A 12793-nucleotide genomic window follows, 5' to 3' on the forward strand; every position below is an offset into this window, starting at 1 on the left:
GTCAGGCGGCAACACGTCGAACAGCGTCGACGAGTTTTGCGGGGTCGAAGGGCTTGACGATCCAGCCGGTCGCGCCGGCAGCCCGGGCGCGTTGCTTCTTCGCGGCATCGCTCTCCGTGGTCAGGACCAGGATAGGCGTGCCCCGGCGTCGTTCGTCACGTCGCACCGCCTCGATGAAGCCGAAACCGTCCATGTTCGGCATATTGATGTCGGTGATGATCACGTCCGGCTCGGTCTGGCTCAGCACCTCCAGACCGTGGACGCCATCCACCGCCTGGACGACCTCGAACGAGGCTTCGGCCAGGGCAAGGCGCAGCATGTCCCTCATGGTCCGGGAATCGTCGACGGTCAGCACAACCTTGGTCATAGATGGGCATCCGCGATTGGCAGGGTTTCGGGTTCGACCCCCAGATGGCTCAGGCCCGTCAACAGGGCCGCCGAGGGTGAGAGGAGACGCAAGGGCTGGCTGTCTTCGCGCCACGTGCGAACCGCCGAGAGGAGCAACTGCACCCCAAGTCCCCCCAGTCGCTCGACGGAGGCTCCGTCAAGGTCGAGGGCAGCCCCGCGCTTGGATTTCAGTGCGCCGAGGCAGAGTTCGAGGCTGGCCGGATCAAGCCGGGCAGGCAGTTCCAGGACCGCCGGCCGGCTCATCAGAACTCCTCCCAGTCATCGGCGGCCTGCGCGAGCGCAGTGTTGCCGGCGGTGGCGCGGCGGGGTGTAGCCTGGCCCTTGGCGAACTCAGCGATCCGGGTCTGGGCCGTGTGCACCGGGGCGGCTGCGGCCTTGGCGGCTCGGGCCGCGGCCGGACTGGCCACCGCCGGGCTGACCGGGCGGGCCGAGACGCCACTGATCTGGAACCGGCTCACCAGCCGCGCCAGTTCCTGCGCTTCCTGGTTCAGGCTGTGGCTGGCTGCGGTCGACTCCTCGACCATCGCCGCGTTCTGCTGGGTCGTCTGATCCATCTGATTGACGGCCGTATTGACCTGGGTCAGTGCCGTGGCCTGCTCCTGGGCCGAAGCGTTGATCTCGGCCATCAGCGCGTTGATCTCGCTGACCCGGCCGACGATTGCCGTCAGCGCCTGGCCGGTCTGTCCCACCAGGCTGACACCGTCCTTGACCTGTGTGGTCGAGGCCGAGATCAGGGCCTTGATCTCCTTGGCCGCTTCGGCCGAACGCTGGGCCAGGGCCCGGACTTCGGACGCGACGACGGCGAAGCCGCGACCGGCGTCGCCAGCGCGTGCTGCTTCGACCCCGGCGTTGAGGGCGAGCAGGTTGGTCTGGAAGGCGATTTCGTCGATGACGCCGATGATCTGGCTGATCTGATCGGCGGACCGTTCGATTTCTCCCATGGCGGCGACCGCCTTGTTGACGACTACGCCGCTGGCTTCCGCATCACCGCGCGCTTCGGTGACGACCGTGTTGGCCCGCTGAGCGCCTTCGGCGGTACGCCTCACCGTCGCGGTGATTTCGTCCAGCGCCGCAGCGGTCTGCTCCAGCGTGGCCGCCTGCTGCTCTGTCCGACGCGACAGGTCGTCGGCCGCCTGGCTGATCTCGCTCGATCCGCTCTGAATGGCCGAGGCGTTGGTGGTGATCACCCCCATGGCGTCTTCCAGCTTGGCCATGGCGTCATTGAAGTCGCTACGCAGCTTGGCGTAGTCGCCGGGGAAATCGCTGTCGATGCGATAGGCCAGATTGCCGGCCGCGAGCGCCGTCAGACCGGCTCCCGTTTCCTCGACCACGCGCCCCTGGATTTCCGCGGCGACGCGGGCCGCCTCGGCGCGCTGTTCGCGCTCGACCTCGACGGCCGTGATATCGCTGGCGAACTTGACGACCTTGCAAACCTTGCCGTCGTGATCGACTATCGGGTTATAGCTGGCTGCGAGAACCACACGCCCACCGCCGCGGGCGTAACGGGTGAAGTTGCCCGACGTGAACTCGCCGGAAGCCAGACGGCGCCAAAAGTCGGCGTATTCGGGCGAAGCCGCATACACCGGATCGACAAACATCGAATGATGGCGTCCCTGGATCTCGGCCAGGGAATAGCCGACCACGTCGAGGAAGTTCTTGTTGGCTTCCAGAATTTTGCCGTCGAGGGTGAACTCGATGACCGCTTGCGACCGATCAACCGCGGCCATCCTTGCGCTGGCATTCAGCAGGTTGACCGAGCCGGCTGCCAGATCGACTGCGTTCTTGCGGAATACTTCAAGCGACCGGGCCATCTCACCGATCTCGTCCTTGCGATCGGCGCCCACGATCTGAATATCGGTCTCGCCGCGCGCGAGGACCTTCATCGCCTCCGTCATCTTGACCATCGGCGACAGGATGCGGCCACTGACGAACCAGACTGCCGACGCGAGCCCCGCGATGAGCAGCAGCGCGCCAAGGACCAAAGCCCAGCCGCTGATCTGAACCATCGCCTGAGCGCCAGCCTCGTCCGCGGCCTGTAGCGCCGTGGCCTGGGCGACAGCCTGGTCCACCCCCTCACGGTGCTGTTGATAGGCCGCTTGGGCGACGGAGTAAGCCGACGCGGCTGCCGCCAGATCACCCCGCTCCACGGCCGGCAGGAAGCTTCCCTCGACCGTCCGCCAGAACTCCTGCGCACCGGGATCAACCTTCTCGGACAACGTGGCGATGAGGTCGCCAGGAAGGTCCGCTTCCAACCAAAGCTGGCTGCGCTCGTCGTACTGCTGCTTCAACTCAGCCAGACGGGTCTTGCGCAGCTCGACATAGGTCGGATCGAGCATGGCCTGGCTCAGCTCGAGGTTCGCTTCAACCACATAGGCCGGGGGCGGCAGAATGTCGGCCACCAGATCCTTGTCACGAATAATGTCGGCATACTCGGGTCCGCCGATCCGAATCTGCGAGACTGCGTAGCCACCCCCCGCGATCAACAAGACAACCAGCAGGGATATGGCGACGACACCGGTGGCAAAGAATCTTTTCAGCATGGGGCTCTCTTCATCTCTTCGGCCGTGAGACAGCTGGTTTCTTCAGGTCGACTGGGGCGGCAGGGATTTTTTCTTCGGCTCACTTGAAGCCGCAAGGAGTTCTAGTGGACTTTTGCCTTGCATCACGCTGCATACCGGATTCGTTCTGAAGCGACGATCATTGCTATTGCAGATGTTTAGAAAGAGTAACGAAGTTATGCCGAAACCATCCCGCGCGTTGATGGGACTCGGTCGCTCTCGAGTATTCGTTCTTTGGTTGTATACTATTTACATTAACCAACTCGCGCTTGCGGCCTGACTAATGCAGTTACTGCTCGATCGGATAGCGCGCGGGCTTGGTGAGGCGTCGACAAGATCTTGCTCGGGGCTGGTCGATCCCTGTCCCAGCATCTGAGGTTCTGCAACGCCCGGTCTGGGGGCCAGGCACGGTAAACGGGGCCTGACCGCAAGAGGCTAAGATGACGGAATGGTCATCAGATCCGAACCACAGGCGAATCGGCACAGAATCCGCGCTCACTCGGTGGACGGCGTGTTCCGCCCGCCTTAGACGCACAACCCCATCACTCTCGCCGTGATGCTGAAATCCTTGAGCTGACCGCGAGGTCAGATCCCGGGCCGAAACGCCGCATCGATGAAGCAGGGCTCAACCATCCGTGCACCCGCGGCCGCGCACCGGGCTGCCATGTCTGCGGTTGTGGGGCGCACGCCGGTATCAAGCCAGATTTCCAAGACCTCCAACAACGCTACATACTGCGGCGGCGAGAGGCGGCTGTGTTCCGTCTCCGTCGTGAAAGCCTGGACCAGCAGGTCCGACCGGCCCGCCTCGGCCACGGTCTGCGCATACATCGCCGAATGCTCGACGAAGACCGTGGGGTCGTATCGCGCGTGGATCGTCACCGTCGGCAATACGATCTGGCCGCTGAGGTCCGCGTCATAAGCGAGAGCCGCGACCGCTGCCGGATCGGCCGCGAACCGCTCCACGCCCTGGTTCAGGGCTCGGTCGTCTTCCGACCCCCGATAGGTCCGCCCGGTATTGTCGAACGGATTGCGTCCGCCCAGCCGGTTCCATACCAGGTCCTGAAACAGCGTCGTCGCCCAGGCCAGGTGCGCGACCAGCTGGTCCTCCTCAATCCCCGTCACCGACAGGATGTTGCGCAGCCGCCCCGCCTGCTCCGGCGTCCGCTCGGCCGCCGGGCGACCCACGCCGGTACACTCCGCGACCCGCTCCGCCAGCGCGGCGCGCGGCATGGACCCGCCCTGCGGCAACCCCTGCCACACCGGATACTGCGCCTCGTCGGGCCGCGGATGATTGCGGCAGTAGAACTGGTAGACCGCCCTCAGATCGGCGCGAAACCCATAGGCTCGCGTGCCTCCGCCCAGCACGCCGCTGGTCAGCAGGACCCCGTCCCAATTGCGCGTCCCGTCGCCCGCGACCGCATACAGCTCCGCCGCCTTGGCCGCGACATTGCCGCCCCACGACTGGCCATGCAGCAGAGTGCGCTCGGGCCGCCCCCAACGCGCCCAGACGATCTCGCGCAGCTGGTCGGTGTCCTCGGCCGCCATGCGCACGCCGTATCCGCCGCGCCGATAGGTCGAGCCCGCCCAAGCGTAGCCCTGCCCCACCATCATTGAAAACCGGTCCAGATCCTCTTCCGGATCGCCCCGCTCCGGATCGCCCGTGCGCGGCCCGCCATGGGCGTGGACGATCAGCCGGCCGTTCCAGTCCGCTGGACGAGCGTACCACCACCACGCCCCGCTCTCGGCCCGCCCCGACCAGCACTGGGTGCCCTCGGGCAGGCTCGTCGGACAGGTCTCGGACCGCACCGCGCCCGCCTGGCTCCAGGCCGGCGCGGCGATCGCGAGGCCCGCCGCCGCCACGACGACGGTCATCGGGTCGAGGCTCCAGCGGAATGCCGTCACAGGTCTCAGAACTCCTTGGTCAGGCTGACGTACCAGTAGCGGCCGTAGGGACGATACAGCGACCCCAGATAGCCGTTCGAGGCCAGCGGCGGGGCTTCGTTGGTGATGTTGCGCGCCCCGACCCGCAGCCGGGTGTTGGCCGCGAAGCCCGCGCCCTCGTCCCACTCGTATTGGCCGTACAGGTTGCCCGTGATCTGGCTCCTGACCTCCCAGGGGTTGCCCGCCGCATCCAGGAAGCCGGTCTCATCGACCGCCGAGATGTACTGGGTGAAGGCCCCGACCTGCCAGGGCCCCTGGCTCCAGGTCACCGAGCCCGACAGCCGCCACTCCGGCCGACCGTTCTGGGCGATCAGGTCCGAGGATTCCGGCAGCGGCGTCGCCGCATTGATGATCCCGGCGTTGCGGGCCTCATAGAGCGCGTCGACCTGCGGCCCCGGCTCGCGGCCGAACTTGATCAACTTTGCCGCATCGATGTTGACCCGGAACGAGCCGAGCGGCGTGTTGCGCAGACGCCAGTTGAAGCCGATGTCCAGACCCTCGACGTCCTGCGGCAGCAGGTTCACGAACCGGTCGCTGATCGAGATGATCTGCCCCACCGGAGCGATGCCGGTCCCGGCGAACAGGGCGACATCGTCCACGTTCGGTGCGGCGCGCGTCACCAGCGGGTTGGACCGCCCCTGGACCCGCTCGGCATAGTCGGTGACGACCGCGTTCAGCCCGCCGAACAGGCCGACGATGTCGGTCTGCTGGATGCGCCAGCGATCGACCGTCAGGGTGAAGTCACCCCAGCTTTCGGGCAGGAACTGCGGCTGGAACACGATGCCATAGGACTGGTTGGTGCTCTCTTCGGGCTTCAGGTCCGGGTTGCCCGACACCAGCAGGGACGCCCCGATCGAGCGCGAGCAGGCCCCGAAGGTGGCGATGCGCCGCGCCCTCAGGTCTGCCTCGCAGCGGATGTAGTCCTGATTGGTCGACAGGCGGCCGTAGGTGGCGGTGTTGACCTGTTCCAGGTTGGGCGCGCGAAACCCCTCGGAATAGGACGCCCGCACCCGCAGCCCGTCGAAGATGTCCCACGCCATGGCGATCTTGGGCTTGGCCACGTCGCCGAAGTCCGAATAGGTCTCGGCCCGGCCCGCGATCTGGAAGTCCAGGCTGCGCACCAGCGGGATGTTCATCTCCGGCGAGATCACCGGCACGGCGAACTCGACGTAGGCCGAGCTGACGGTCCGGTCGCCGCGGGTGTCCGGGTTCTGGCTGACGGCGATGACGTTCGACAGCTGGGTCGCGCCCGTCACCCGATCCACGAACGGGATTGTGCCGTCCAGGTTTTCGTCCCGGTTGTCGCGCTGGGTCTCGCGCCGCGTCTCGAAACCGAAGGCGACGCCCACATCCCCCGCCGGCAGGGAGAACAGGTCAGAGCGCGAGACGCGGAAGTCGAACTGGCTCAGCGTCGTGCGTGATTCGCGCCGCAGGCGGAAGGTGATGGCGTCGATCGCCGTCTGGGAACTCGGCGTGCAATCTCCAAAGCTGGTCTGGTTCACGCAGCCGCCGCTGAACGGATTGTAGGCGTCCGGCGTCGACAGGGCGAGCGACGCCTGCAGCGCATTGCTGTTGACCGCGTCGGATTCGTCGATGGCCTCGGCCTCGGAGTACAGCACCGCCGTCTCCCAGTCGAAGCCACGCCATTCACCGCGCAGACCCGCCAGCGCGCGGGCCTGATAGTTCGACACGTCCACGCCCTGATAGCCGGCGTCGACGAAGCGGTACTGGGTGGCCAGCGTCACCGGCAGGCCCGTCACCGGCACATTGGTCAGCCCCGAAATCCGGTTCGGGTTAGCGCGTCCGTCGGCGAAGGTCACCGGCCCGAACGGGTTCCAGTAGTTGGACGCCGGGATGGTCAGGGTGTTCAGGTTGATGACGGGCGGTTGGATGCGCTGGGTGTCGGCGGTGTAGTAGCCCACTTCCCCGAACGCCGTGATCGTGTCGGTCAGGTCATAGTGCCCGGCGACGAACAGGTTCAGCCGCTGCACGTCCGGCAGGACAGTAGTACCGGGCGCGGTGTCGAAGCGCAGATCGCGCTGCACCCCGTTGAAGTTCAGCGCGCCGGAGCCCAGGCAGACGTTGGGATCATTGGCGTTCGGAACCAGACAGCCGGTCAAGGCCGTCGGCTGGATATGGAAGGAGCCGGCATTGGTGGTCAGGCTGGTCGTCCCGCGCCGGATCGCCGTCGTCGCGCCGACGACCGAGAAGTTGCCCCATGCCCCGCGCGTGTTGCGCGCATCCGGCGTCAGGCTGGACGAGTAGTCAGGGTCAAGCGCGAACAGGAAGCGCAGGTTGTCGCTCGAGGTGAAGACCTGATCCTCGGCCCGTAGCGCGGTCCGGTCGGTGTAGTCGACGAAAGCCGAGATGTTGCCGCGCTCGAAGTCCTTGCCCGCGAAAACGCCCAGGCTGAACTCGCGCAGGTTCGTCCCTTCGGCCCCGCCGTACTGGGCGTTCATGCGCAGGCCGTCGAAGTCGTCCCTCAGAACGGTGTTGACCACCCCTGCCACCGCGTCCGCGCCATAGATGGCGGCCGCCCCGTCCAGCAGGACCTCAAGCCGCTCAAGCCCCGAGACCGGGATGGCGTTGGAATTGTAGCTGAGCACCGGCACGGTCCCGGTATCTGTCGTCCCCTGACTGGTCGGATGCTGCACGATGCGGCGCCCGTTCAGCAGCACCAGGGTGTTGCCGACGCCCAGTGAGCGCAGGTTCACCGAGTTCACATCGCCCCGGGCCGCGTTCGAGGTCTGGGGGTTGTTGGAGGCCGCGAACAGAACATCGCCCATCTGCGGGATGGTGCGCAGCAGGTCGTCACCACTCACCGCGCCGGTCGCCAGAATCTGCTCCTCACTCAGCACCGTCACGGGCAGGGCGGCCGTCACGTCCGCGCCCCGGATCTGGGAGCCGACGACCACGATGTCGTCGACCGACGAGGCCTGCTGTCCCTCAGCCGTGCGATCGGCCTGGGCCTGGGCGGCAGGCGAAAGGGCGGTCGTCTGCCCAGCGCTCTGGGCCAACGTCGGCCCCGCGAGCGCCAGCATCCCGGTGATGGCTGTAGTGGCCAGCAGCGTCGTCCGGATGGTGATCATGGTTGAGTCCTCCCATACTCGATGTGTCGTTTCTTGTGGTTCAGTCCTTGGCCAGGACCAGGTCGTCGCCCGGCCCGGCGGCCGGATCGGTTTTCGCGGCCAGCGGCCGGGGCTCGCCGTTCAGGGCGGCGGCCAGGGCCTCGCGGTCCAGAGCGCCTTCCCAGCGCGCGACCACCAGGGTCGCCACGGCGTTGCCGATGAAGTTGGTCAGCGCCCGGCACTCGCTCATGAAGCGGTCGATGCCGAGGATCAGCGCCATGCCCGCGATCGGCACCGACGGCACGACCGCCAGAGTGGCCGCCAGTGTGATGAACCCGGCGCCGGTGATGCCCGCCGCCCCCTTGGAGCTCAGCATCGCCACCAGCAGCAGCAGGATCTGGTCCTGCAGGCTCAGATCGATGTTCAGCGCCTGGGCGATGAACAGGGCCGCCATCGTCATATAGATGTTGGTGCCGTCCAGATTGAACGAATAGCCCGTCGGCACGACCAGTCCGACCACGGACTTCGACGCGCCGGCCCGCTCCATCTTCTGCAGCAGGCTGGGCAGGGCCGCTTCCGACGAGGATGTGCCGAGCACCAGCAGCAGCTCTTCCTTCAGGTAGCGGATCAGCTTGAAGATCGAGAAGCCGTTGGCGATCGCCACCAGCCCGAGAATGCCCACTACGAAGATCGCCGACGTCAGATAGAAGGTCGCCACCAGCGCGATCAGGTTGATCACCGAGGCGATGCCATAGGCCCCGATGGTGAAGGCGAAGGCCCCGAACGCCCCGATCGGCGCGGCCTTCATAACGATGGCGACCAGCTTGAAGAAGGCGGTTGAGACCGATTCCAGCAGGGTCAGCACCGGCTTGCCCGCCTCGCCCACCATGGCCAGCGCCAGGCCGAACAGGACCGAGACGAACAGCACCTGCAGGATGTTGCCGGTCGAGAACGCGCTGACCACCGTGTCCGGAATGATCGACAGCAGGAAGCCGACCACCGTCGTCTCGTGCGCCGCGCTTGAGTATTGCGACACCGCCCCGGCATCCAGCGAGGCCGGATCGATATTCAACCCACGCCCCGGCTGGACCACATTGGCCACCACCAGCCCGACGATCAAAGCCAGCGTCGAGAACACGAGGAAATAGGCGAAGGCCTTGGCGGCCACGCGGCCGACCTTGCCGATGTCACGCATGCCCGCGATGCCGACCACGATGGTCAGGAAGATCACCGGGGCGATGACCATCTTCACCAGCTTGATGAAGCCGTCGCCCAGCGGCTTCAGGCTCTCGCCGAACTCCGGGAAGAAATGGCCGATCGCGCCGCCCAGCAGGATGGCGCCCAGCACCTGGACATAGAGATGGCTCCACCAGGCCTTGGGCCCGGTCGGCGCTCCGCCGTGATCTGACGCGATATGCATACACCCTCCGCCGCCGTCGCGGCCGTCGTTTCCTCCAGCGATCTGACGTCGCTTTGAAGCCAGTGTGTAGCCCGCTTCACGGCGCTCCAAATCGACGCCTCGGATAAGCCGCGCATTGATTTGTCGAAAGTTTTTCTGGTGCCACTCTCGGAGAGTGGCGGATTCTCACACGCCGCTCTGGCCAAGTCGTGCGGATTTCCGCACAGTTCACATCATGGCCCTCTCGCAGTCGATGATCTGGGACCGCCTCGCCCGGCATTCGGCGCGTCCCTGGATCGCGCTCGTCGTGGGCTGGCTGATCGTGTCGGCGCTCGCCATGACGGCGGCGGCCGAACTGGCCCGCCGCGACGCCCTCGCCGAGCTGACCCGTCAGGCCGACGCCAACGCCGCGCTCCACGCCGCCGTCCTGCGCAGCGAGCTTGAAAAGCAACGCTCGGTCCCCGTCGTCCTCGCCCAAGACCCCGACGTCGCTGCCCTACTTGCCGATCCGTCGCGCCTCGCCGCCGACCGCGTCAGCGCCAAGCTGGAGGGACTGGCGGTGCAGATGCGCGCCGCCATCTATGTGCTCGACACAGACGGCCTGGCCCGCGCCGCCAGCAACTGGCGCGAGCCGACCAGCTTCGTCGGCTCCAACTACGCCTTCCGCCCCTATTTCACCGGGGCCTTGGCCGAGGGCGACGCCGAGTTCTTCGCGCTCGGCACCGTCAGCGGCCGGCCTGGCCTCTATCTCGCCCGCCGCATCGGCCCCGCGAGCGCCCCCCTCGGCGTCGTCGTGGTCAAGGTCGAGTTCGATGCGCTGGAGGCCGAATGGCGCCGCACCGGCGAACCCGCCTTAGTCACCGACGACCGTGGCGTGGTGCTGGTCACCAGCGAGCCGGACTGGCGCTTCCGCCGCAGCCGCGACCTGACCCCGGCGGAGCGCGCCGCCATCCTCGAGGACCAGACGCTCAGCGGCCGCGCGCTGGATCCCCTGCCCTATATCGGGACACCGGGTCAGGTCGTGCGTATCCCCGACGGACCGGCGGCGGGCGAGTGGATGCTGGCGCAAACCGGGACCGACACCCCCGGCTGGACTCTGCACCTGCTCGATCCCGTCGAACGCACCATCGCCGTCGCCACCGCCAATGCCCGCGCCATCGCCGGGCTTCTGGTCACGCTGCTGGCGGTCGCCGCCGGCCTGATGCTGCGTCGCCGCCAGCAGGCGCTGGCCCGCGCCCAGGCCGAGGAAGCTGCCCGCGCCGAGCTGGAACGCCGCATCGACGACCGCACCTCCGAACTGCGCGACGCTAACAGCCGCCTCAAGAGCGAGATCGACGAACGCCGCCGCGCTGAGGCCAGCCGCGAGGTCCTGCGCGAGGAACTGGTCCAGGCCAGCCGCCTCGCCACCCTGGGCCAGATCGCCGCCGGGGTGGCGCACGAGATCAACCAGCCCGTCGCCGCCATTCGCATGCATTCGGAAACCGCCGCCACCTACCTGGACCGGGGCGATGGCGACGCCGCCCGGAAGAACCTCGACCGCGTTTCAGGGCTGACCGAGCGCATCGGCGCCATCACCGACGAACTGCGCGCCTTCTCGAAGAAGGCCGGACGTTCGGTCACGGCGGTCTCTCCCGCGACGGCGGTCGACGGCGCCCTTCTTCTAATCGGCCACCGCCTGCGCGACCACGGCGTCGCCCTGCACCGATCAGGCCTGGCCGACGTTCGCGTCATGGCCGACCCGGTCCGGCTGGAGCAGGTCATCGTCAATCTGATCCAGAACGCCTTCGAGGCCCTGGTCGAGGCCAAGACACCCGACCCCGCCATCCGCATCGAGGCGACCCGGACCGGCGACCGCGTCGAACTCGTCGTCTCCGACAACGGACCGGGCATCGACCCGTCGGTCGCCCCCACCCTGTTCACCCCCTTCGTCACCACCAAGACCCAGGGGCTGGGCCTCGGGCTCGTCATCTGCCGCGACATCGTCGCCGGCTTCGGCGGAGAGCTGGCCCTGCGACCCACGCCTGACGGAACCGCCTTCGTCATGACGCTGGAGGCCGCGCCGTGACCTTCGCCAGCCCCCGCGCCGTCACCCTGGTCGACGACGACGACGACTTCCGCCTGGCGCTGGCCGAGCGCCTGCGGCTGGACGACCTCGATGTCCACGACTTCGCCTCCGCCGAGGCCGCGCTGAAGGGTCTGTCGTCGAACTACGCCGGCATGGTCGTCACCGACCTGCGCATGCCCGGAATCGACGGACGCGGCCTGCTGACCCGAGTCCAGGCGCTCGATCCCGACCTGCCCGTCGTCATGATGACCGGCCACGGCGACATCGAAGACGCGGTCGCCGCGCTCAGGAACGGCGCCTACGACTTCATCGCCAAGCCGTTCGATTTTGCGCGGCTACGGGAAAGCCTCGGCCGTGCGCTCGAAAAGCGCGGCCTCGTGCTCGACAACCGCGCGCTCAGCCGGGCCATGGCCGCCGCCCGTCCCCAGACGACCCTGCTCGGTGAAAGCCCCGCCATCCAGCGCCTGCGCGCCGTCATCGACCAGGTCGCCGACGCCGACACCGACGTCCTCATCGAGGGCCCCACCGGCGCGGGCAAGGAGGTCGTGGCCCGCGCGCTGCACGACGGCGGCCGCCGCCGCGTCCACCGCTTCGTCGCGGTCAACTGTGGCGCCCTGCCCGAGGGTCTGGTCGAGATCGAGCTGTTCGGCTGCGAGCCCGGCGCCTTCCCCGGCGCGCTTCGCCGTCGCGTCGGCCTGGTCGAACAGAGCCATCGCGGCACCCTGTTCCTCGACGAGGTCGAGAGCCTGTCGTCGTCGGCCCAGATCGCCCTGCTGCGCGTCATCGAACAGCGCGAGATCCAGCCCATCGGCGCGCCAGCGCCTCGGTCGCTCGACCTGCGCATCCTCGCCGCCTCCAAGATCGACCTGGCCTCAGCCGTCGCCCAGGGCAGCTTCCGCGAGGACCTGTTCTATCGCCTCAATGTGCTGAAGCTGCGGGTGCCGCCCCTGGCCGAACGGCGCGAGGACATCCCGCTGCTGTTCGCCCACTTCCTCGCCTTGGCCTCGGCCCAGCGCGGCCTGGCTCCCCGCCCCATCGACGACGCCGTCCGCCACGTTCTCCTGCAGGACCCCTGGCCCGGCAATGTCCGCCAGTTGGCCCACTTCGCCGAACGGGTGGCACTGGGCCTGATCGAACCTGCGGCACAGTCCGCCCCCGGCCAAGGCGGCCTTGCAGAGCGACTGGATCGCTTCGAACGCGCGGCGATGGATGACGCCCTGACGCGCCACGCCGGCCTTGTCGCCGCCGTCTGCGAGGAGCTGGAACTGCCGCGCAAGACCCTCTACGACCGCCTGGCCCGCCACGGCCTGCGCCCCGCCGACTACCGCGACCGGGCTCAGGCTGCGGAGTGACG

At 67.5% G+C, this 12793-nt stretch carries 8 protein-coding genes; 2 read left to right on the forward strand and 6 right to left on the reverse strand.

The features are described from left to right. Nucleotide 1: 1 nt before the first annotated feature. The 6 genes from Q333_RS0110160 to Q333_RS0110185 all read right to left on the reverse strand — a co-directional run bounded on the left by Q333_RS0110160 (nt 2) and on the right by Q333_RS0110185 (nt 9395). Nucleotides 2-367 (reverse strand): response regulator, encoded by a 366-nt coding sequence (locus tag Q333_RS0110160; RefSeq protein WP_029416721.1) that lies wholly within the window; start codon nt 365-367, stop codon nt 2-4. After that, nucleotides 364-651 carry an STAS domain-containing protein gene (locus tag Q333_RS17020; protein WP_051651248.1) on the reverse strand — a complete coding sequence of 96 codons (288 nt, stop codon included), beginning with the start codon at nt 649-651 and terminating at the stop codon, nt 364-366. Before Q333_RS17020 ends, Q333_RS0110160 begins: the two co-directional genes overlap by 4 nt. Then, entirely contained in the window at nt 651-2948 is a 2298-nt protein-coding gene (locus Q333_RS0110170; protein ID WP_084175976.1) for a methyl-accepting chemotaxis protein, read from the reverse strand. Before Q333_RS0110170 ends, Q333_RS17020 begins: the two co-directional genes overlap by 1 nt. 603 nt (nt 2949-3551) lie before the next feature. Continuing rightward, on the reverse strand, nt 3552-4838 hold the full coding sequence (locus Q333_RS0110175; protein ID WP_051651249.1) for an alpha/beta hydrolase family protein: 1287 nt from the start codon (nt 4836-4838) through the stop codon (nt 3552-3554). A 35-nt stretch (nt 4839-4873) separates the two neighbouring features. Continuing rightward, a complete protein-coding gene (locus tag Q333_RS0110180; protein ID WP_029416726.1) occupies nt 4874-7996 on the reverse strand; it encodes a TonB-dependent receptor domain-containing protein in 3123 nt (1040 codons plus the stop codon). A 40-nt stretch (nt 7997-8036) separates the two neighbouring features. Beyond that, a complete protein-coding gene (locus Q333_RS0110185; RefSeq protein ID WP_029416728.1) occupies nt 8037-9395 on the reverse strand; it encodes a dicarboxylate/amino acid:cation symporter in 1359 nt (452 codons plus the stop codon). Nucleotides 9396-9609: 214 nt separating this feature from the next. Between Q333_RS0110185 and Q333_RS0110190 the strand changes: the two genes are divergently transcribed. Continuing rightward, complete coding sequence (locus tag Q333_RS0110190; protein WP_035294173.1) at nt 9610-11439, forward strand: sensor histidine kinase; 1830 nt, start codon at nt 9610-9612, stop codon at nt 11437-11439. Beyond that, a complete protein-coding gene (locus Q333_RS0110195) occupies nt 11436-12791 on the forward strand; it encodes a sigma-54-dependent transcriptional regulator (protein ID WP_029416732.1) in 1356 nt (451 codons plus the stop codon). The genes Q333_RS0110190 and Q333_RS0110195 overlap by 4 nt, the downstream gene beginning before the upstream one ends. Nucleotides 12792-12793: the final 2 nt, after the last annotated feature.

Origin of the sequence: Brevundimonas bacteroides DSM 4726 (assembly GCF_000701445.1) — a bacterium.
Taxonomy (GTDB): domain Bacteria; phylum Pseudomonadota; class Alphaproteobacteria; order Caulobacterales; family Caulobacteraceae; genus Brevundimonas; species Brevundimonas bacteroides.

Bases quoted from the DNA above. Each gene is read 5' to 3' on its own strand.
- Q333_RS0110190 (WP_035294173.1), top strand. From the start codon at position 9,610: ATGGCCCTCTCGCAGTCGATGATCTGGGACCGCCTCGCCCGGCATTCG.
- Q333_RS0110185 (WP_029416728.1), bottom strand. From the start codon at position 9,395: ATGCATATCGCGTCAGATCACGGCGGAGCGCCGACCGGGCCCAAGGCC.
- Q333_RS0110160 (WP_029416721.1), bottom strand. From the start codon at position 367: ATGACCAAGGTTGTGCTGACCGTCGACGATTCCCGGACCATGAGGGAC.
- Q333_RS17020 (WP_051651248.1), bottom strand. From the start codon at position 651: ATGAGCCGGCCGGCGGTCCTGGAACTGCCTGCCCGGCTTGATCCGGCC.
- Q333_RS0110175 (WP_051651249.1), bottom strand. From the start codon at position 4,838: ATGACCGTCGTCGTGGCGGCGGCGGGCCTCGCGATCGCCGCGCCGGCC.
- Q333_RS0110180 (WP_029416726.1), bottom strand. From the start codon at position 7,996: ATGATCACCATCCGGACGACGCTGCTGGCCACTACAGCCATCACCGGG.
- Q333_RS0110170 (WP_084175976.1), bottom strand. From the start codon at position 2,948: ATGCTGAAAAGATTCTTTGCCACCGGTGTCGTCGCCATATCCCTGCTG.